General features: G+C 71.7%; 18 protein-coding genes. 10 read left to right on the forward strand and 8 right to left on the reverse strand.

Going from position 1 to position 19,500, the window contains the following annotated elements:
* Positions 1-32: 32 nt before the first annotated feature.
* The gene (locus tag VIU94_RS24475) at positions 33-908 is read right to left on the reverse strand and encodes a sigma-70 family RNA polymerase sigma factor (protein WP_331914133.1); all 876 of its coding nucleotides are present in this window, start codon (positions 906-908) and stop codon (positions 33-35) included.
* An 86-nt stretch (positions 909-994) separates the two neighbouring features.
* Between VIU94_RS24475 and VIU94_RS24480 the strand changes: the two genes are divergently transcribed.
* From VIU94_RS24480 to VIU94_RS24500, 5 genes are all read left to right on the forward strand, one after another.
* Entirely contained in the window at positions 995-1,453 is a 459-nt protein-coding gene (locus tag VIU94_RS24480; protein ID WP_056647554.1) for a carboxymuconolactone decarboxylase family protein, read from the forward strand.
* Positions 1,454-1,584: 131 nt separating this feature from the next.
* Positions 1,585-2,394 carry a transposase family protein gene (locus tag VIU94_RS24485; protein ID WP_331914159.1) on the forward strand — a complete coding sequence of 270 codons (810 nt, stop codon included), beginning with the start codon at positions 1,585-1,587 and terminating at the stop codon, positions 2,392-2,394.
* A 100-nt stretch (positions 2,395-2,494) separates the two neighbouring features.
* Complete coding sequence (locus tag VIU94_RS24490) at positions 2,495-2,800, forward strand: hypothetical protein (RefSeq protein ID WP_331914135.1); 306 nt, start codon at positions 2,495-2,497, stop codon at positions 2,798-2,800.
* Between the two features lie 1,770 nt (positions 2,801-4,570).
* Positions 4,571-6,235, forward strand: coding sequence for an AAA family ATPase (locus VIU94_RS24495; RefSeq protein WP_331914137.1), 1,665 nt, complete (start codon positions 4,571-4,573; stop codon positions 6,233-6,235).
* 87 nt (positions 6,236-6,322) lie between these two features.
* A complete protein-coding gene (locus tag VIU94_RS24500; protein ID WP_331914139.1) occupies positions 6,323-7,264 on the forward strand; it encodes an endonuclease/exonuclease/phosphatase family protein in 942 nt (313 codons plus the stop codon).
* Between the two features lie 17 nt (positions 7,265-7,281).
* Here VIU94_RS24500 and VIU94_RS24505 read toward each other — a convergent pair whose 3' ends face one another.
* The 4 genes from VIU94_RS24505 to VIU94_RS24520 all read right to left on the reverse strand — a co-directional run bounded on the left by VIU94_RS24505 (position 7,282) and on the right by VIU94_RS24520 (position 10,969).
* Positions 7,282-7,956: a response regulator gene (locus VIU94_RS24505; RefSeq protein WP_331914141.1), complete on the reverse strand. Its 675-nt coding sequence runs from the start codon at positions 7,954-7,956 to the stop codon at positions 7,282-7,284.
* 74 nt (positions 7,957-8,030) lie between these two features.
* Positions 8,031-8,783 (reverse strand): ABC transporter permease, encoded by a 753-nt coding sequence (locus tag VIU94_RS24510; RefSeq protein WP_331914143.1) that lies wholly within the window; start codon positions 8,781-8,783, stop codon positions 8,031-8,033.
* Complete coding sequence (locus VIU94_RS24515; RefSeq protein WP_331914145.1) at positions 8,776-9,678, reverse strand: ABC transporter ATP-binding protein; 903 nt, start codon at positions 9,676-9,678, stop codon at positions 8,776-8,778. Before VIU94_RS24515 ends, VIU94_RS24510 begins: the two co-directional genes overlap by 8 nt.
* Before the next feature lie 160 nt (positions 9,679-9,838).
* Positions 9,839-10,969, reverse strand: coding sequence for a sensor histidine kinase (locus tag VIU94_RS24520; protein WP_331914147.1), 1,131 nt, complete (start codon positions 10,967-10,969; stop codon positions 9,839-9,841).
* A 110-nt stretch (positions 10,970-11,079) separates the two neighbouring features.
* Between VIU94_RS24520 and VIU94_RS24525 the strand changes: the two genes are divergently transcribed.
* The gene (locus VIU94_RS24525; protein ID WP_331914149.1) at positions 11,080-11,925 is read left to right on the forward strand and encodes an ATP-grasp domain-containing protein; all 846 of its coding nucleotides are present in this window, start codon (positions 11,080-11,082) and stop codon (positions 11,923-11,925) included.
* Here VIU94_RS24525 and VIU94_RS24530 read toward each other — a convergent pair.
* Both VIU94_RS24530 and VIU94_RS24535 read right to left on the reverse strand, forming a co-directional pair.
* Positions 11,891-12,628, reverse strand: coding sequence for a thioesterase II family protein (locus tag VIU94_RS24530; RefSeq protein WP_331914151.1), 738 nt, complete (start codon positions 12,626-12,628; stop codon positions 11,891-11,893). The two genes, VIU94_RS24525 and VIU94_RS24530, sit on opposite strands and share 35 nt — an antisense overlap.
* Positions 12,625-13,554 carry a DUF2867 domain-containing protein gene (locus VIU94_RS24535; RefSeq protein WP_331914152.1) on the reverse strand — a complete coding sequence of 310 codons (930 nt, stop codon included), beginning with the start codon at positions 13,552-13,554 and terminating at the stop codon, positions 12,625-12,627. Before VIU94_RS24535 ends, VIU94_RS24530 begins: the two co-directional genes overlap by 4 nt.
* A gap of 70 nt (positions 13,555-13,624) precedes the next feature.
* Here VIU94_RS24535 and VIU94_RS24540 point away from each other — a divergent pair, with 70 nt between their 5' ends.
* Positions 13,625-14,233 carry a TetR/AcrR family transcriptional regulator gene (locus VIU94_RS24540; RefSeq protein WP_414721003.1) on the forward strand — a complete coding sequence of 203 codons (609 nt, stop codon included), beginning with the start codon at positions 13,625-13,627 and terminating at the stop codon, positions 14,231-14,233.
* Between the two features lie 53 nt (positions 14,234-14,286).
* On the opposite strand, the gene ku is transcribed toward VIU94_RS24540, so the two are convergent.
* Positions 14,287-15,339 (reverse strand): non-homologous end joining protein Ku, encoded by a 1,053-nt coding sequence (gene ku / locus VIU94_RS24545; protein WP_331914154.1) that lies wholly within the window; start codon positions 15,337-15,339, stop codon positions 14,287-14,289.
* A 90-nt stretch (positions 15,340-15,429) separates the two neighbouring features.
* Here ku and ligD point away from each other — a divergent pair, with 90 nt between their 5' ends.
* The 3 genes from ligD to VIU94_RS24560 all read left to right on the forward strand — a co-directional run.
* The gene (gene ligD / locus VIU94_RS24550; RefSeq protein WP_331914155.1) at positions 15,430-16,314 is read left to right on the forward strand and encodes a non-homologous end-joining DNA ligase; all 885 of its coding nucleotides are present in this window, start codon (positions 15,430-15,432) and stop codon (positions 16,312-16,314) included.
* A 104-nt stretch (positions 16,315-16,418) separates the two neighbouring features.
* Positions 16,419-17,282 (forward strand): ATP-dependent DNA ligase, encoded by an 864-nt coding sequence (locus VIU94_RS24555; RefSeq protein WP_331914161.1) that lies wholly within the window; start codon positions 16,419-16,421, stop codon positions 17,280-17,282.
* Between the two features lie 147 nt (positions 17,283-17,429).
* Positions 17,430-19,500 (forward strand): HEAT repeat domain-containing protein (locus VIU94_RS24560; RefSeq protein WP_331914157.1); only part of this gene is annotated, 2,071 nt, incomplete at its 3' end.

The following is a 19,500-nucleotide window of genomic DNA, read 5'->3' on the forward strand; positions in this document are numbered from 1 at the left end:
TTCGAGTAGGCGCGGCCTTCACCGGTAGTGAGTCACACCGGCTCCGGCAGGTCTATGAGCGCGAGTTTGGCCGGGTCGACCAGGGCGGTGATCTCGGTGATGTGGCCGTCGGCGACGGTGAAGGTGAGGAGGGAGAGCGGGGTGCCGTCCTTGCTCCAGGAGACGACGCCGGGGCGGCCGTTGACGGTGGCCGCATGTGCTCGTGCTGCGCTGCCAGCCACTCGCGCGCGGGTGGCGACTTCGGTGGCTCCGAGCGTGACGAACGTGCCGTTCGGGGTGTGGACGGTGAACTTCACTTCGGGGTGGAGGACCTGCAGTAGCTGCTCGAACTGACCGTCGCGGGCCGCGGCCAGGAAGGCTTGGACCACCTCGCGTTGTTGTCGCCCGGCGCTTGCCGGCTGCTGGGCGGCTTGTATTCTCCTGCGGGCGCGGCTGGCGAGCATTTTGGTCGCGTCGGCGGATTTGCCGAGAATGATGCCGATCTCCGCGAAGGGCACCGCGAACACGTCATGCAGCACGAACGCCAGCCGTTCGTCAGGGCGCAGCGAGTCGAGGACCGTGAGCAGCGCGAGGCCGACGGAGTCCCCGAGTGCCACTAGGTCTTCCGGAGCAGGAGCGTCGTCGAGCGTCACGGTGAATTCGGGCAGCTGGTCGTCGAAGGAGACTTCTGGGCGCGTCCGGCCCGACCGCAGGACATCGAGGCTGATGCGGCCGACCACGGTGGTCAGCCAGCCGCCGAGGTTGTCGATGGTGTCGCTGTCCTGGCGGGACAGACGCAGCCACGCCTCTTGGACCACGTCTTCCGCGTCGGCGTGTGATCCGAGCATGCGGAAGGCGACGGCTCGGAGCCGGTCACGGTGGGACTCGAAGGCATCGGCGATCGGGTCCGCGGGATGGGGGCCGGCCATGTTGTTACCTCCCTGGAAGCTGCTCCGTCATAGGGATGACGCGCACAGGCGCCGCAACGTAACCCGATGAAGGAGACCACTCCCACATGGAAAACCGGCTCAAGAGCAAGAACACGAACAAACCCGATGTGTGGACCGCTATCCAGCACCTTCAGAAGGCGATCGCCGCCGGGGGCGTCGACCCGAAGCTGCTCGCGCTGGTCCACCTGCGGGCCAGCCAGATCAACAGCTGCTCGGCGTGCGTCTACGCCAGTGTCGCCGGGGGGAAGAAGGCCGGTGACACCGACGAGCGGCTGCACAATGTGGCGGCGTGGCGTGAGGCGCCGTTCTACACCGATGCGGAGCGTGCGGCACTGGCGCTGGCCGAGGCCGCCACCCGGTTGCAGGATGGTGCGCCGGGCGTCACCGACGAGATCTGGGAAGAGGTCAACGCCCATTTCACTGAGGAGCAGATCGGCGCGATCAACCTGGAGATCGCGCTGACCAACTTCTTCAACCGGATCAACCGCACCATCAAGGAACCGGCCGGCCAGACCTGGGGCTGAGCCCAGCTGGCTCTTACCCGCTGAGGCTTCCCCAGCGAAATGATCGGGTGGGCCACGAGGTCGGGCAGGCGTGAAGCCCCTGGTAGGACTGGTCTGCCAAGATCATGTCCGCTCGAACCGGAGGCTTCACGTTGGTCACCTATGCTGCCGCGCTCGACGTCCCACGCCACATCGTGGAGTTCCTCGCCCGGCTGCTGGCCGCTCACCGGCGCGGGATCGGCACGCCGAAGGGCTCTCGCGCCCTGGGCCCGTTCCGCCAGGCGGTACTGGTGCTGCGGTGGTTCCGAGAACGCGGCTGCGTGCACTGCCTGGCCCGGGACGCCGGGATCTCGCAGGCCACCGGTTACCGCTACCTACATGAAGGCATCGGCGTACTGGCCGCCCAAGCTCCTGATCTGCACGATGTGTTGGACCTCTGCCGCGCCGAGGGGATGACACACGTGGTGCTGGACGGCACGCTGATTGCCTGCGACCGGCTGGCCGGGGTTCGGGAGAACGGCAACGACCTGTGGTTCTCCCAGAAGCACAAGAGCTTCGGCGGCAACATTCAGTTCCTGGCCGCGCCGGATGGTGCCCCCTTGTGGGTCTCCGATGTCGAGCCGGGTTCCACCCCGGACATCACCGCGGCCCGTATCCACGTGCTGCACGCGCTGTACAAGGCCGCCGCCGATGGGCTACCCACACTCGCCGACAAGGGCTACATCGGCGCCGGCATCGGTATTCACGTGCCCGTACGCCGCCCCAAAGGCCGCTCCGAGACCGCCCTGGACCGAGGGACCCGCGCCACGAATTCGCTGATCAGACACGTGCGGGCGCGCGGCGAGCGGGCCGCGGCGGAACTGAAGGAACGCTGGCGAACCCTCAAGCACGTCACACTCAGTCCCAGCAGAATCGGCGACATAGCCCGCGCCGCGCTCGTCCTCAACGGGCACTGGAAATGATCTTCGCTGAGAAAACCTCAGTGAGGGCTTAGGCGCCAGCGGTAGCCTGATCGACTCATGGGGGCGTAATCAACGTGCCAGGGGATAAGCAAGGGGCGTCGTGGAGTCACTGAGAAAGCTTTTTGCGACGCTCCGGAGCACGCACGAGGCACCGGGCGACGAGACGTTTGCGGTGAACGGGCCGTGTGAATGCTCGCCCGAGTGGCCGGCGCTTGAGACGACTGCAAACGGCTACGTGATGCGCGCGCTGCCGTCATCGAACTACAGCATCATGACGAACCCCGAGATCGGGACGTTCGTCGCTCGGTGCGCGGGATGTCACGCCAGGTACCCCAACCCCTGGGTGCTGGACACGAACGAGCCGATGCCCTACGCCTGGGCGCGAGAGTCCGACGAGCCGCGCTGATGCGCGGACCGCGCGTAACGTAGGCGCGAGAGGTGGTGCGCGGCCGGCGCTGGCAGGTCATCTCCTGGCCATCGACGAAGCCCGACCGTCGGTTAGGTCCCGGACGAGTCTCCGGGCCACCCCCAGACAGGCCGGGGATGCAACCATTCCCTTCAGAGCTGGAACCCCCGGAAGCCGACCGCGCGCTTGAGACCATAGAGGCCGACACTGACAACGGCCCTGTCCCGTGGTTGGCCGTTGAGCGGTGAGTGTCTAACTGCGTGACAACGCCGATGAACGGCTGCGGATGAGCGCGAACGTCTGCGGACCATCAACGCAGGCGAGAGGCCCAGCAGCCCAAGGAAGCACACACATCCGAGTTGCTTCGGGACGAAGCAGTCTCTGGCCCCACGGTGCCCAGCGGAAGTTCGCCCACACGTGGAGATCGTCCGGTGTCGGCGCAGTGCCGCGCCCTGCGGGCTCGTGCGACACAGCTCCGACACAGTGCTTGTCCCCCTAACACAACGGACCAGCTGCACCGCAGGTCAGAGGGGATGCGAGGTTCGATCGGCACAATCACTCCGGAGCCGTGTGCGCAGGTTCGAATCCTGCCGGGGGCACAGAAGCCGGAACAGCGTGATCTAGCCGCTGACCAGCAGATGTGCCAAGCATGAAGACCCGGACTCAGTCCCACTGAGTCCGGGTCTTCGTCGTTGTAGGTCACTGGTCGCGTGTGAGTGGCGAGTGAGCCACTCGGGCGGCGCTCACCCAGCCGGATCGCCCAAGGGGCATACGGGGGGCTCGGCGTACGGTCCCAGTGCCCTGCTCGGACTGGACGGCAGGGGCCGGTGGTCCCGCACCCCTTCGCACACCGCGCGGGACCGCTCTGCCATCTCTGGTTCCGGAGCCCTTCAGGGTGAAGAACTGGGGGCACCTCTCAATCCAACCTGCCTATGAGCCGAGGATGAATATCGAATTGGCACCCAGGCAAGGAACAGAGTCATGGCACGTGAAAATGAACTAACAGACGCCCAAAAGAACGCGTACAAGGAGAACTCTGCCGCCCTCGATAAAGCCGAGGAGCAACTCCGGATGACCCAACAGGAGGCCCGTGCGAGGCTGAAGGCATTGGGCATCGATGATGGCCCCACCTCGTGCATGAGTTGCGGATGTCCGGCGTACGTGGTGACACCCCACCACCCCGGCGTCGCTTGCCCGAGAGAACACTGTGGGCACTCCTGGCCCAGCCATCAAGCGTGATAGAGGTCGTCCGGTGAGCCTCGGGACTGTCCCGCTTCGCCACCGAGTCCTTTCATGGCGGAGACCCGCCGTGGGTCGCGGAGTGGAGAACGTGGAGGATGTCTCGTCTCCGACAGCCAAGTCCGGCCCACGCGCTCGAATCTCTCGACCTCGCCCTTGAGTTTTGCCGCGAGGGCCTCCCGGTGCTTGGCCTCTGCGCCTCTAGCCAGCTCAACACGGAAAGCGTGTCGGCTCTCCCCGATCCAAACGTCTCCAGACATCGCGTTGGGCGTCGCGCTCACGGTCCTTCGCGTGAGGACCGAGTGAGATTTGGGCGCTATGGATCCCGTAAGCGGTTCGCTCCCGATCTGGTGAACCGTTCGATCGGGAGGGCGGCGGCGGAGGTGGAACCGTGGGTGGCCGGTACCGTCGTCTGGGGAAGTGAAGGGGTCAGGGACTCGCCGTTGTGAATCGGGGGAGCGTGGCACTGTGTCCGAGGCGTCGGTTTCCTGGTTTGCCGTCAGGAAGTGTGAGCGGCTGTGGGTCGAGGGTGTGACGCTGCTGCGGCAGGGGCGGGCCGCTGAGGCTGCGGGGCGGTTTCAGCAGGCCCTGGAGCAGGATCCGACCGCCGCCGACGCGTGGCTGGGGCTGCATGCGACGGGGCGGCGGCAGGCGGAGGCGCTGGCGGCGATGTCGTTGCACCACCGGTCGTTCGGGGCGCTGCGGACGAAGCACACCATGACCCTCCAGTCCCGCTTCGACATCGGCGTCTACGTCACCTTCCGCCTCGAGAGCGCGCGTGATCTCTGGCTGGCCGGCCTGGCGTCGCTGCTGCACGCGGACCGGCTGGACGAGGCCGAGCAGGTGCTCATGAGCGCGGCCCTCGACTGCGCGGAGACCCGGTTCCTCTACACCCGGCATGCTTTCCTCAAGAAGAACTGGCCTCTCGTCCTGGAGTACTCGCGGAACATCTCCGACGGGTTCCTGAAGGACGAGGCGCAGCTGTACGTGGCGTACGCGCTCGTCCACCAGCGCGTCCTGCACGAGGTGCTGAACACCCTCGCCCCGCTCCCCCGCCGCCTGGAGAAGGACGGGCACTTCGAAGGAGAGGTCGCGTACCTGCGGGGTCGGGCGTACGAGGGGCTGGGGCGGGCGGACGAGGCGCTGCGGCAGTACCAGTACGCGTTTCGGTGCTTCCCCGCCTTCGGGGACGTCGCGGAGCGGGCGCAGTCCCGGGCCGTACAGCCCTCCCCGTCCGCGCCGGGGCCGACCGTGCCGCCGGCCCCGCCTGCCCCGCCTGCCCCGGCGAAGGTCCCCGCTCCCACCCCCGCGCCCGCCGACGGCAGGGAGGCGCAGCTCGCCGAGGCGATGGCGCTGCTTGACGGGATGGTCGGGCTCGACGCCGTCAAGCGGCAGATCCGCACGCTGGTCGCGCAGTTGCGCATGGCCGTGGTGCGGAAGGAGCAGGGGCTGCCGTCGTCGTCCGCCGCGCAGCACTTCGTGTTCGCGGGGCCTCCGGGCACCGGCAAGACCACGGTCGCACGCGTCGTCGGCAAGATCTTCGCGGGGCTCGGCCTGCTGGAGCGCGGTCAGGTCGTCGAGACGCAGCGCGTCGACCTCGTTGGTCAGCACCTCGGCGCGACGGCCATCAAGACCACCCGGGTGATCGACTCGGCGCTCGACGGCGTGCTGTTCATCGACGAGGCGTACGCCCTGTACAACACGGGCTACTCCGGAGGCGACGCCTTCGGGAAGGAGGCCCTGCAGGTGCTGCTCAAGCGCGCCGAGGACGACCGGGAGCGGCTCGTCGTGATCCTGGCCGGGTACCCGGACGAGATGTCCGAGCTGCTCGCGACCAACCCGGGGCTCGCCTCCCGCTTCACCACGCGCGTGGACTTCCCCTCGTACTCCACGGCGGAACTCCTGGAGATCGCGCGCCGGCTCCTGGACGGGCAGGGCGACACGCTGGACGAGGACGCCGAGACCGCGCTCGCCGCATGCTTCCGCCGCGCGGCCGACGCCGGTCTCGTGGAGCGGCTCGGCAACGGCCGGTTCGTCCGTGAGCTCTGCCGGAAGGCGGCCGCGCTGCGCGACCTGCGGATGTACGAGATCCACGGGGGCTCCGGCACGCCGAGCCGCGAGGAGCTCACCACGGTGCGCGTCGCGGACATCACCACGGCGTTCGAGGAGCTGCGGGCGGGGGTGGCGGACGACTGACCCCTGACCCATCCGTGAGCCACCAGGAACCGGGCAGGTCCCTCCCGCGTCGTCCCACCCAGCAGCGAGGGGGAAGCAGTGGGGCGGATGGGGTGGTCGGCCTTCGGGCGGCGGCGGGCGTGGGGGCGCGGGGGGCTGGTAGCGGCTGTCGTCGTCGCCGGTCTGCTCGGCGGGCATGCGCTCGTACCGCAGACGCCCGCGCGAGTCGGGAGTCTGCTGGAGACGTTTCTGCCATGGGTGGGGGTGGCCGTACCCGTGCTCCTCGCAGCGGCGGTGCTCCTGCGGTCGGCCGTCGCCCTGGCCGCCGCGATGCTTCCCGCCGTGGTGTGGGCGGTGCTGTTCGGGCCGCTGGTGCTGTCGGCCCCCGGGCCGGAGCACGACCTCGTCGTGGTGCAGCACAACGTCAGTGACGAGAACCCCGATCCGGCCGGAACCGCGCGGGCCCTGCGCGCGGCCGGGCCCGATCTCGTCGCGCTGGAGGAGCTGACCCCGTCCGCCCTGTCGGCCTATGCGGCGGCGCTCGCGGGCGCGTACCCGTACCACGCCACGTCCGGCACGGTCGGGCTCTGGTCCCGGCATCCGCTGCGGGACGTACGGCCGCTGGACATCAAGCCCGCGGGCATCGGCGCCGGCTGGCAGCGCGGCCTCCGGGCCACGGCGGCCACCGGGCACGGCGACGTCGCCGTGTACGTCGCCCACCTGCCGTCGGTACGCATCGGGGCGACCGGTCTCCGCTCCGCGTGGCGGGACGAGAGCGCTGCCCTGCTCGGCGAGGCGCTCGCCGCCGAGCGGCTGGACCGGGTCGTCCTCGCCGGCGACCTCAACGCGACCCTGGACGACCGCGGCCTCGCCCCTCTCACCGACCGGATGAGCACCCCGCGCTCGGGCATGGCCTTCAGCTGGCCTGCCTCCACTCCCCTGGCCCGTATCGATCAGGTCCTCGCCCGCGGCGGGACGGTCACCGGGATCCGTACCCTGCCGCCCACGACGAGCGACCACCTGCCCGTCGTCGCGCACATCGATTACTGAGCCTGCCCCGCACGTCCTCAGTTCGGCATTCCCCGCTCGGCGAGGCCGCTCTCGTACGCGATGATGACGAGCTGGGCGCGGTCGCGGGCGTGGAGTTTGGCGAGGAGGCTGCTCACGTGGGTCTTCACCGTCGGCAGGCTGATCACGAGCCGCTCGGAGATCTCGGCGTTCGACAGGCCGTTGGCGATCAGCACGAGCACCTCCTGTTCCCGCTTGGTGAGTCCGACCAGTCGGGGAGCCTGCCGCGGGGTCTCGGTCGTGCGGGAGTGGTTCGCGATGAGGCGTCGGGTGACCGTGGGGGCCAGGACGCCCTCGCCGGCGGCGATGACGCGGATGCCGGCGACCAGGTCGGCCGGTGAGGCGTCCTTCAGCATGAATCCGCTGGCGCCCGCCTGAAGGGCCGGATAGACGAACTCGTCCATGTCGAACATCGTGAGGGCCAGCACCCGCACACCCGCCATGGTCTCGTCGGAACAGATCGACCGGGTGGCCGTGATCCCGTCCATGACCGGCATCCGCAGATCCATCAGGACGACGTCCGGCTTGAGTCTCCGGGCCAGTTCCACCGCGGCGGCGCCGTCGGCCGCCTCGCCGACCGTCTCCATTCCAGGGCTGGAATCGATCAGGACACGGAAACTCCCGCGCAGAAGCGCCTGATCGTCAGCGATCAGCACCCGGACCGGCTGCGACATTCCGCATTCCTCCATGACGTCAGCGGTGACGCTAGCAGCCCGGCCCTAGGGCTCCGCCCCGGGCGGTTGCCGGCTCACGCGTCCCAACGACGGTGCCGGAGGTAGCCGCCGGCCAGCGCCGCCGCGGTCCACGCGAGCATCACCGCGAACCCGGTGACGGCGTCGGGCGAGTCGACGGTGAGCATCTGCGTACCGGCCCGGTCGGGGAAGTACCGCACCAGCTCCTTCGTCGCTCCGACGAGGGACAGGACGTGCGTTCCGGCGAGCACCATCGGCAGCAGGACGGCCAGCGGGATGATGGCGTTGCGCGCCATCATGGCGATCCCGGCCGCGAACAGGGACATGAGGATCAGGTAGACCATCGCGCCCGCCAGGGCGCGGGGGACCCCGTCCGTGCCGATCGAGGCGCCGTGGGGTCCGAGGGCCGACTGGGCGGCCAGATAGCTGACGAGCACCACCGGGATCGCGACGGCCGCGGCGGCGCCGGCGACGACGGCCGCCTTCGCGAGGTAGAGCCGGCCACGCCGGGGTACGGCAAGCAGCGAGACCCGCATCATGCCGGACCCGAACTCGCTGGTGACGACGAGCACGCCGAACACGATCAGCGCGAGCTGGCCGTACAGGATGCCGTCCAGTCCGGCCTGCTGAGGCGTGAAGTCGGCCCGGATCATGGGACTGTCGGAGTCGAGCGCCCCTCTCGCGGACCAGCCGCCCAGGGCGGAGAGCAGGACGCTGACGGGTACGAACAGCAGCAGCGCGACGAGCGTGCCGCGTACGCCGCGCAGCTTGGTGAACTCGGCGTGGACGGCCGCGAGGGTCTCAGACACGGGTGCTCCTGTCTCCCCTGGAGACGAGCCCGAGGAAGGTGTCCTCGAGCGATCCGGTGTGGGTGCTCAGCTCGTCCAGCGCGAGCCCGCCGGCCGCGGCCACCCGGCTGACCTCGGCCGCCGGCATGCCGTCGACCTCGAGGCTGCCGTCGGACGCGAGCGTCAGCGTGGCCCCGCTGCGCTCCAACTCCCGGCCCAGCGGCCCGGGTTCGGGGGTGCGCACGCGGACGTACGTGCGCCCGTGCCGCTGGATGAACTCCGACGTGCCGGTCTCGGCGAGCAACCGCCCGCCGCTGATCACGACGAGCCGGTCGGCGACCATGGACATCTCGGTCATCAGATGGCTGGAGACGAGGACGGTCCGGCCCTCCGCGGCCATCGTGCGGAGCAGCTCGCGCAGCCACCGGATCCCCTCCGCGTCGAGGCCGTTGACCGGCTCGTCGAGCACCAGGACCGGCGGATCGCCGAGCAGGGCCGCGGCCAGGCCGAGCCGCTGGCCCATGCCGAGCGAGAACGTGCCGATCCGACGGCGGGCCGCGCCCGCCAGGTCGACCGTCTCCAGGACTTCGCCGACTCGGCGCCGGTCGATCCGGTTGCTCTGGGCGAGCCATTGCAGGTAGTGGGCGGCGGTCAGGCTGCGGTGTGGGGCCGACGTCTCCAGCAGGGCGCCGACGTGCCGGGCCGGGTAGCGCAGCTCGTGATAGGCGTGGCCGTCGATGCGGGCGGACCCGGCGTCCGGCCGGGTCAGGCCCAGCATCATCCGCATCGTGGTCGACTTCCCGGCTCCGTTGGGCCCCAGGAAACCGGTGACGGACCCGGGCCGCACGGTGAAGGTGAGGCGGTCCACGACGGTGTTCTCGCCGTACCGCTTGGTCAGTTCCAGGACGTTGATCACCGGACCAGACTGGCCGGGGGCCGGGCCTGACACATCGGTCCGGGGACGGGACTGCCGAACGTTCCGCATCGACGGAACCCATACCTGAGGATGAGTTCGGGCGGTTCGGTACGGGGGCACGGTGCGGAGGCTCGGTACGGGAGCGGTTCGGTACGCCGACTCAGTACGGCAGCGTCGCCGAGACCCGGAAGCCGCCGCCGTCCTGCGGTCCGGCGGTCAGGTCGCCGCCGTGCGCGGTGGCCCGCTCCCGCATCCCTACGAGGCCGAGGCCGCCTCCGGGGACGATCGGCCGGGGTCCGGGCCCGGGGCCGTCGTCCGCGACCTCGATCGTCAACGCGCCCTCCTCGGCGACGAGGTGGACCCGGCACCGGGTCGGGGCGGCGTGCTTGACGACGTTGGTCAGCGCCTCCTGGACGATCCTGAACGCGGACAGCGCGACACCGTCCGGCGGCTCCTCGGGGCAGCGGGAGCGCAGTTCGACGCGGACGCCCGCCGCCTCGGCAGTCCGGACCAGCTCGGGCAGGTCCGAAAGCCCCAGGACCGGCCGGAGATCCTGAGCGTCTTCCGGGTCGCGGCGCAGCACCTTGAGGGTGGCCCGCAGGTCGCGCAGCGCTCTCTTGCTGACGTCCTCGATCACGGTCAGGGCTTCCTGCGCCTCCTCGGGGTGTTCGGCGATCACGTGGTTGGCGATGCCGGCCTTGACGGCGATCAGCCCCACGCTGTGCGTGACGACGTCGTGGATCTCGCGGGCGATGCGCAGGCGTTCCTCGACCTTCGCCCGCTCGGCCGCCTGCTCGACGACGCGCCGGACGCCCTCCCGCCGTTCCCGGACCGCGGCCCCGGACGCCCAGGTGGCGCCGAGGACCAGCAGGCCGAACACCAGTTGCACGCCCAGGGTCCCGCCCTCGTAGTGCTGTCCGCCCGTCATCGTCAGCACGGCCGCACCCGCCGCGCTCACCCCGCCCACGACGACCGCGGAGCGCCGGGACTCCCGGGGCCAGGTCACGGCCACCGCGTACAGGGCGTAGGCGGCGGCGAGGAACGGCGTGGGCCCGAGGCCGGCGGCCAGTGCGACGCAGGCGGCGGTCAGGACGAACGCGAAGACGGGTACGGGCAGCAGCCGGCGGACGGCGAGCGGCAGCGCGGTGGCCGCCGACGACAGCCACACCGTGGTGGTGGCCACATCGCCGCCGACGGCCGGCCGCAGGACGGACACCTGCGGGAGCAGTACGAACCCGAGTGCGGCGAGCGAGTCGAGCACGATCAGGCGTCGGCGAGCGATTTCCCCCATGCCCCTGAACGTATGGGTTCGCTTCGCGGCAGGTCCACCATCACGCGTAGGTCACCCCCGTCACCCCCGTCACCTCCTGACACTCCTGACGCACCTGGCAGGATGCCCGCATGAGCGCACAGGCGAACGACGGAACGATCCTCTACGTCACCGACCTCGGCTACGAGGCGCGGGGGCGGCGGTACTGCGACGAGGACATCTGGCTGAGCGGGCGGCTTCGCGAGGAGTTCGACCTCGCGCTCTGCCACCCGCGCGACGCGGCCGCGCTGATGGGGCGCTTCGACGCCGTCGTGGTGCGCAACAGCGGCCCGGTGATCCACTACCGGGAGGCGTACGAGGCGTTCCGGGAGGCTGCCCGGGCGGGCGGCGTGCGGATGTTCAACTCGCTCAGCGGCAAAGGGGACATGAGCGGGAAGGAGTACCTCCTCGACCTGTCCCGTGAGGGCTTTCCCGTCATTCCCACCGTCGGCCGGACCGAGGACTTCGGGCTGCTGCCGGAGGCGGACGAGTACGTCGTGAAGCCTCTGCTCGGCGCGGACTCCGTCGGGCTGCGGTTCGTGGACCGAGCGGGTCTCGGCGACGTGAACCCGGCCGGCATGCTCGTCCAGCCGCGCATCCCCTTCTCCTACGAGGTGTCGTTCTACTTCGTCGGACGGAGCTTCCAGTACGCCCTGTACGCGCCGCACCCCGAGGCCCGCTGGGTCCTCGAACCGTACGAAGCGACCGCCGCGGACCTGGAGTTCGCGCAGCGGTTCGTGGACTGGAACGACCTCCCGTACGGCATCCAGCGCGTCGACGCCTGCCGGGCCCCCGGCGGCGAGCTGCTCCTGGTGGAGCTGGAGGACCTGAACCCGTACCTGTCCCTGGACCTGGTCGGCGACCGCGAGCGGGAGGCTTTCGTCGGTGCGATGGCCGGGTCGCTCAGGGAGCTGCTGGAGCAGCCCGCAGGTCGCTGAGGGCCGCTCCCACCGCGGTCGCGTACGCCTTGACGTCCTGGTGGAGGAAGAAGTGGCCGCCGGGCAGGACGTGGAGGGCGAAGGGGCCCGTCGTCTCGCGTTCCCAGGCTCGGACCTCGGGCTCGGGGACGTGGGGGTCGTCGGCGCCGGTGAGCGCCGTGACGGGGCAGGCGAGGCGGGCCGGGCGGTGCGTGTACGCGGCGACCGCGCCGAAGTCGGCGCGCAGGGACGGCAGCGCGGTGCGGCGGATCTCGGGGTGGTCGATCGCCCTCGCGCCGGGGCCGTCGAGGCGGCGGACCAGGGCGATGACCGCCGCGTCGTCGAGGGGGCCGGGGCGGGGCGGGCGCGGCGCCGACGGGCCCTGGCGGCCCGAGACGATCAGGGTCGCCGCCTCCAGGCGCCGGGCGGTTTCGAAGGCGACCAGCGCGCCCATGCTGTGGCCGAGCAGTGCGAGGGGGCGGTCGGTGTATGCGTCGAGCTCCGGCAGGACGGCCTCCGCGAGGGCGTCGATCGAGGTCAGCGAGGGTTCCTGCTGGCGGTCCTGGCGGCCTGGGTACTGAACGGCCACCACCTCGACGTCCGGCGGGAGTTCACAGGCGAGCAGCCGGAACGCGGCGGCCGAACCGCCCGCGTACGGGAAGCACACCAGCCGGACCGCGGGCTCCGGAACCGGGCGGAAGACGCGCAACCAGTCGCTGCTCACTCGGTTCTCCTCGCTCCCGCGCGGGTGTTCGGACGGCCGGTGATCACCCTAGCCGTCCGCCGCGCCCCGGCGCGGGACGTGGCGAGAGCCAGACGGCGGTGGGCGCGGCGCAGCATCATGCGGGCCATGAAGGGGTGGACGTACCGGACCGCCGCGAAGTAGAGCCGGCCGCGGGCGTTGTGCGTGCGGACGACCGTGGAGAGCGTGACGCGGTCGTCGTCGACCAGGACAGAAGCGCGGAAGTCGAGGTGGCTCGCGTCCTCGCCGAGCAGCAGCTCGTGCTCGCCGGCCGCCTGCACCGGAAACGGCAGCACGTCGCGCCAGGCCTGCGGGTCGCGGTCCATGCCGGGGCGCAGCGGCAGCTGCCAGGCGTCGGTGAAGTCGGTGCGCGGGAACGCGGCGCGGGCGAGCCGGGCGGCGGCCGGCACGCCGACGGCCGTGGGCCGGTCCCAGGTCAGGCGCTGGAGCAGGCGGACGTAGGGGGTGCGGCGGGTCGGCCGGGCGACGGCGCCGGTGGCGGCCCGCTCCGCGTTGTCGAACAGCTCCTCGATGACGGTGTCGTGCACCGGCCGGATCACGAGCGCCCACGAGAGCGCGGCCATCGGGCCCTGGTTCTCGACCAGGACATGCCGGACGCGGCAGCGGTCGGGGCCGAGCGGCTCGATGTCGAGGCGGTGATGGCCGTCGGAGGGCGGTGCGAAGTCGAACCTGACCGAGCGGCCCGGCTCGTACGCGGTGACCCGGTACCGGACCGGTCCGTGGCCTCCGTCGGCGCCCACGGACAGCGGGCGGTCGAGCCGGAGCGGGGCCCAGGCGGGGGACGGGAAGAGCGGGTCGTCGGCGGTGGCGAGCCGGTCCAGCAGGGCGCCGACGGTCTCGGCGGGGGCGGGGATCGTTCGCTCGTGGACGTTCCGGACCGTGCGCATGACGCGGACACCTCCCGGTGAGGGGTGGACCATACGGAAGCGTATGGTCTAGCTCTCCGTACGCTACCGTATGGAGATGAGGTCGGCGAGAGACGCAGGTGGAGCGGGCAGCGGGAGCCGGGGCGCCTCGCGGAAGCGGCTCAGCGCCCGCGACTGGGCCGACGCGGCCCTGACCGCGATCGGCGAGGGCGGGCTCGCGGCGGTGGCGGTCGAGCCGCTGGCCGCCCGGCTGGGCACGACGAAGGGCAGCTTCTACTGGCACTTCGCCAACCGCGAGGCGCTGGTCGAGGCGGCGCTCGCCCGGTGGGAGGCAGTCTCCACGGAGGCGCTGATCGAGGTCGTGGAGGCGGAACCCGACCCCACGACGCAGCTGCGGACGCTCTTCCTCACGGCGACGGCCGAGGCGGCCGAGGACCCGCTGGAGGTCTCGCTGCTCGCCACCGCCGACCATCCCCAAGTCGCGGCGGTCCTGCGGCGGGTGACGGAGCGTCGGCTCGGGTACGTCGCCGAGCTCTTCGAGCGGCTCGGCTTCCCCCCGGAGGCCGCCCGCCGACGCGGCCTGCTGGCGTACACCAGCTATCTGGGGCACACCCAGCTGCACCACGCGGTCCCGGATGCGCTCCCCCGGGACCCCGCGTACCTGGAGTCGGTGCTCGAGACGCTGTTCAAGCGCCCCTGAGGCGTCGGGTACGCGAGCCGTTCAGCGCGGCCCGCTCCTGCGAACCCGCCCCCTCAAGCGCTCCGCTTGCGCGGCGTCGCCTTCTTCGCCGTGGTCTTCTTCGTCGCCGTCTTCTTCGCGGTCGTCTTCTTCGTCTCCGCGGCCTTCGTCGTCGCAGCCGTCTTCCTCGTCGTCGCCTTCTTCGCCGTCGTCTTCTTCGACTCCGCCGCCTTCTTCGCTCCCGCCCCGGCCGCCGTGGACTTCTTCGCGCCCGTCTCCTTCGGCGCGCTCCGCGACGTCGTGCGCTTGCGGGCAGCCAGTTCCGTGACCGAGGCCGGCTCCTCGCCGCGGGCCTCCTTCGCGGCGCGGACGCTGCTCTCCAGCGCCGCCATCAGGTCGATGACCCGGCCGCCGCCCTCCTCCGCCGGTGCGGCCGGCGCGACCGCCTCGCCGCCCTCGGCCTTCGCGGCGATCATCTCCTCGACGGCCTCGCGGTAGTCGTCGTGCAGGGTGTCGAGGTCGACCTCGCCCAGCGTCGCCATCAGCGCGTCCGCCAGGTCGAGTTCGGCATCCCGTACCGTCACCGGGGCCTCCGGCGCCACGCCCTCCGGTTCGCGCACCTCGTCCGGCCACAGCAGCCCGTGCATCGCGATCACGTCGCCGATCACCCGCAGCATCCCGAGCCGCTCCCGCCCCCGCAGCGCGTACTTCGCCACCGCCACCCTGTCGCTCCGCTTCAGCGCCTCGCGCAGCAGCGTGTACGGCTTGGCGGCCGGCACCCCGTTGGCGGAGAGGTAGTACGCCGCGTCCATCTGGAGCGGGTCGATCTCGTCGGCGGCCACGAAGGACACGATCTCGATCGTCTTCGCCGTCGGCAGCGGCAACTGGGCCAGGTCCTCGTCGGTGATCGGGATCATGGACCCGTCGGCGTCCTCGTACGCCTTGCCGATGTCCGCCGTCGCCACCTCCTCGCCGTCCAGCTCACAGACCTTCTTGTAGCGGATCCGGCCGCCGTCCTCGTTGTGGATCTGCCGGAAGGAGACGGACCGGCTCTCGGTGGCGTTCACGAGCTTGATCGGGATGCTGACCAGCCCGAAGGAGATGGCACCGTTCCAAATGGATCGCACGTTTCATCCCTTTCCATGGAGATCTAGGGAGATCAGTCCAGATCGTTCGAGCTGCGCACGAGATTTCCGGTTTCGTGGGATTCTCATCGTATGACGCCGATCACAGAGGTGGAGGGGCGTCGACTGGCCCTGAGCAATCTGGACAAGGTCCTCCACCCCGCCACCGGCACTGCCAAGGGCGAGCTGGTGCACTACTACGCCATCACGGCCGCGGCGATGCTCCCCCATCTGCGGGACCGGCCGGTCTCCTTCCTGCGCTATCCGGACGGTCCGGACGGGCAGCTCTTCTTCACCAAGAACCCGCCGCCCGGCACGCCCGCCTGGGTGACGACCGCCCCCGTGCCCCGCTCCGAGGACCCGCGGGCCCGGCAGCCGGTGATCCAGGACCTCGCCTCGCTCGTCTGGGCGGCGAACCTGGTGGTGGAGTTCCACACCCCGCAGTGGCGGATGGAGACGCCCGCGATCGCCGACCGCCTGGTGTTCGACCTCGACCCCGGGCCGCCCGCGACCGTCGTGCAGTGCTGCGCGGTGGCGCTCTGGCTGCGGGAGCGGCTCGCGGCGGACGGTCTGGAGGCGTACGCCAAGACCTCCGGCGCGAAGGGGCTGCACCTGCTGGTGCCGGTGGAGCCGACGCCGTCGGAGCGGGTCTCGGCGTACGCGCGACAGCTCGCGGTCGAGGCGGAGGCGAAGCTTCCGGCGCAGGTCGTGCACCGGATGGCCAAGGCGCTGCGGCCCGGCAAGGTCTTCGTCGACCACAGCCAGAACGCCGCCGCGAAGACCACGGCCACGCCGTACACCCTGCGGGCGCAGCCCCGGCCGACCGTCTCCGCCCCGGTGACCTGGGACGAGGTGGAGGGCTGCCGCGAACCGGAGCGGCTGGTGTTCTTGATGGACGACATCGCGCCACGTCTGGAGCGGTACGGGGACCTCCTCGCGCCCCTGAACGACCCCGCCCGGGCCAGGGGCCTGCCGTGAGCGCGGCGGTGGGGGGTCCGGGCCACGACCGTTCGGCCGCCGGCGGGCTGCCCGACGCGCTCGCGCCTCCCGTACGCGTCGCCCTCGCCCGTTCCGTCGGCGCGATGCCGCGCGGCGCGGGGCTCGCATACGAGCCGAAGTTCGACGGCCACCGGATGGTGGTCCTCCGGTACGCCGGGGACAAGGTCCTGCTGCAGGCCAGGTCGGGGCGGATCGTCACCGGCGCGTTCCCCGATCTGGCCGACGCGGCACGGCGGTTGCCGGCGGGCACGGTGCTCGACGGCGAGGTCGTGGTCTGGCGCGACGGGCGCACCGACTTCGCCGCCGTGCAGGCGCGCGCGGCGGCCACGCCCGCGCGGGCACCCGCTCTCGCGCGCCGGCTACCCGCCTCGTACGCCGCCTTCGACCTGCTCGCGGAGGGCGGCGCGGACCTGCGGGGGAAGCGGTACGAGGTGCGGCGCGAGCGGCTGGTCGCGCTTCTCGAACCGCTCGGCCCGCCGCTCCAGCCGGTGCCGATGACCACGGACCCGGAGCTGGCCGCGACCTGGTACGAGACCCTGCCCGCGGCCGGCGTCGAGGGCCTGGTCGTGAAGCGGCTCGACCAGACGTACCGCGGCGGCGCCCGGCTCTGGGAGAAGCTCCGGCACACCGACACCCGGGACGCCGTCGTCGTGGGCTTCACCGGACCGCCGCGGCGGCCGTCCGCGCTGGTCCTGGTGCTGCCGGACGATGACACTCCGGTACTGTCCAGCCCGCTCACCCCGGCCCTGAGCGTCCAGGCGGGCAGGGCGCTCGGCGCTCCGGCCGACGGCGGTGAGGGGCTCGACGGCGAGGGAACCGTGACCGCCGTCGGCGTCGGCGAGGTCGCGTACCGGCGTGTCCCGCCCGAGCTGTCCGCGGAGGTGGCCCGGGGCACCACCCGGCTGCACAACCTGATCACCGTCCTGCGACTGCGCATCCCGGAATGAGCCCGTGACGCCCCGTCATGACCCCTGTGGCGCAAAGCGAGCGCCCCGCGCGCCCGCTGGGAACCACGGCCTGCCGTCGGGTCCTCCTTGTCGTTCGGGTGGTGCACACTTGCCCCCTAGCACAGCGCTCTTGGGGAGGTGGGGGCAATGTTGGCCGGGATCGATGAGGTCGACTGGGCCTCGTTGGGACACGCGTACGGCCCGGCCGACGACGTACCGGCACTGCTGCGCGGACTCGCCTCGGACGACCCCGACATACGGGAGACCGCGCTCGACGGCCTCTACGGAGCGGTGCACCACCAGGGCGACGTGTACGACGCGACGCTCGCCTGCATCCCCTTCCTGCTCGAACTGGTCGCGGACCCGGGGGTGCGCGACCGGGGCGGGATCGTCGAGTTGCTCACCAGCATCGGCGGCATCGACCTGGACGGCGACGACGAGCTCGACCAACTCGGCCTGGACGAGGAGGAGTTCGAGGACGCGGCGAACTACGCGATGGCGGCGGCCGGGGTCGCCGCCGGCGCGGAGGTGTTCTTCGGCCTGGTCTTCGACCCCGACCCGGAGGTACGGCTCAGCGCGCCGTGCGCCCTGGCCTCGCTGCACCCCGAGCCGGCGCGGGTGCTGACCCTGCTGCGCGAACGGCTCACCGTGGAGACCGACACGCAGGTCCGGCTGGCGCTGGTGGAGGCGGTCGGGCGGATCGCGCTGCGGCACGAGTCGCTGCACGAGGAGACGGTGGACTGGCTGGCCCTGGTGTCGCGCGCCGCCCGCGCCCCCGGCCTGCGGCTGGCGGCGCTCGCCCAGCTCGCCCGCTGCGCGCCGGACCGCCTGCCGGCGGACGTGGTGGTGACGGTGACGGGACTCCTGGAAGAGGTCCGGCGGGAGGGGCGCGCGGAGGCGGCACGCGGGGAGGCGGACCCGGCACGGTTCGGCGCGTACGGGGCGCTCGGCGCGTACGGGGCGTACGGGGGGCGCGGCGAACTCCCGGAGCCGACTGGGATTTCCGAGCTCGGCGAGCTCCCCGAGCTCGGCGATTCGGTCGAGCTCGGCCGCCTCGGCGACCCCGTCGAACGCATCCCCCTCGGCGACCCCGTCGAACCCATCCCCCTCGGCGAGGCCGACGCCTACCCCACCCCCGACCCCGACCCCGCCCAACACCCCGCCCTCCTCAGCTATCTCCGTGAGCTCGACGAGGAGCGGCGTTGCGGGCACACCACCCCCTGGACCGACGAGCTGCTCCGCACCCTTCACTCCGCGCTCGACGACCGCGTGGACGATCGGATCGCGCTGATCGTCGCTCAGCTGCACAGCCCCGACTGGGGGCAGCGGGCCGATGCGATCTGGATGTGCGGCGGGCTGATACGGGTGTGGCGCGGGCGGTACGAGGAAGTGGTGCGGCTGGTCGGCGAGCAGTTGGGCGACCCCGAGCCGCGGGTGCGGGAGGCCGCCGCGTCCTGGCTTGAGGAGCTGTTCGAGCTGGCCGGCCCGGCCGCCGACGCCCTGGCGGCGCGGGTCGCGGCCGAGAGCCGGCCCTGGGTGCAGGAGCGGCTGGGCGGGCGGATCGGGCTCGGGAGCGCGCTGCTCGCGCTGGCCCGGTCGGGCGACGCCCGCGCCGTACCGGCGCTGGCCCGGGCGCTGGAGCAGCCGGAGATCCGCGACGAACTCCTGTACACGGTCCCGCTGCTCGGCCCGGCCGCCGCGCCGCTCGCCCCGGCGCTGCGGCGCAGGCTCGGCGAGATCGAGCTGGACGAGCGGCTCTTCGACCGGGCCGGGCCGCTGCTGTACGGGCTGACGGCGCTGCGGGCCGCCGAGGCGGTGCCCGAGGTGCTGCGGGTGCTGCGGGGCGCGCCCGATGACCGCAGGGAGTGGGTCGCCGAGTCGGCGCTGCGGGCGCTGACCGCCTTCGGTCCCGCCGCGGCGGACGCGATACCGGATCTGCGGGCGCTGCTGCGCTCGGTGGGCGTCGGCTCCGGCTTCTCGGCATCGCTCGCGGCGAGGACGGCGGGCGCGCTGTGGGCGGTCGAGGGTGACGCCGGGGCCGTACTGCCCGTGCTGTGTGCCGCGCTGTCCGAGGCGGACTCCGGCGGACGGCGTTCGGCGGCAACGGCGCTCGGCGCGCTGGGCCCGGCGGGCGAGAAGGCCGCGCCCGCGCTGCGTGAACTGCTGGGGGCGGCCGAGCCGTGGACCCGGGTGGACGCGGCGATCGCGCTGTGGCGGG

This window comes from Streptomyces sp. (genome assembly GCF_036566765.1).
Classification (GTDB): domain Bacteria; phylum Actinomycetota; class Actinomycetes; order Streptomycetales; family Streptomycetaceae; genus Streptomyces.

What these genes read in the sequence shown, in the direction of transcription:
- VIU94_RS24555 (WP_331914161.1), top strand. Translation starts at nt 16,419, where the DNA reads ATGCCGCGCGGCGCGGGGCTCGCATACGAGCCGAAGTTCGACGGCCAC.
- VIU94_RS24505 (WP_331914141.1), bottom strand. Translation starts at nt 7,956, where the DNA reads ATGTCGCAGCCGGTCCGGGTGCTGATCGCTGACGATCAGGCGCTTCTG.
- VIU94_RS24475 (WP_331914133.1), bottom strand. Translation starts at nt 908, where the DNA reads ATGGCCGGCCCCCATCCCGCGGACCCGATCGCCGATGCCTTCGAGTCC.
- ligD (WP_331914155.1), top strand. Translation starts at nt 15,430, where the DNA reads ATGACGCCGATCACAGAGGTGGAGGGGCGTCGACTGGCCCTGAGCAAT.
- VIU94_RS24480 (WP_056647554.1), top strand. Translation starts at nt 995, where the DNA reads ATGGAAAACCGGCTCAAGAGCAAGAACACGAACAAACCCGATGTGTGG.
- VIU94_RS24500 (WP_331914139.1), top strand. Translation starts at nt 6,323, where the DNA reads ATGGGGTGGTCGGCCTTCGGGCGGCGGCGGGCGTGGGGGCGCGGGGGG.
- VIU94_RS24520 (WP_331914147.1), bottom strand. Translation starts at nt 10,969, where the DNA reads ATGGGGGAAATCGCTCGCCGACGCCTGATCGTGCTCGACTCGCTCGCC.
- VIU94_RS24540 (WP_414721003.1), top strand. Translation starts at nt 13,625, where the DNA reads ATGGAGATGAGGTCGGCGAGAGACGCAGGTGGAGCGGGCAGCGGGAGC.
- VIU94_RS24535 (WP_331914152.1), bottom strand. Translation starts at nt 13,554, where the DNA reads ATGCGCACGGTCCGGAACGTCCACGAGCGAACGATCCCCGCCCCCGCC.
- VIU94_RS24525 (WP_331914149.1), top strand. Translation starts at nt 11,080, where the DNA reads ATGAGCGCACAGGCGAACGACGGAACGATCCTCTACGTCACCGACCTC.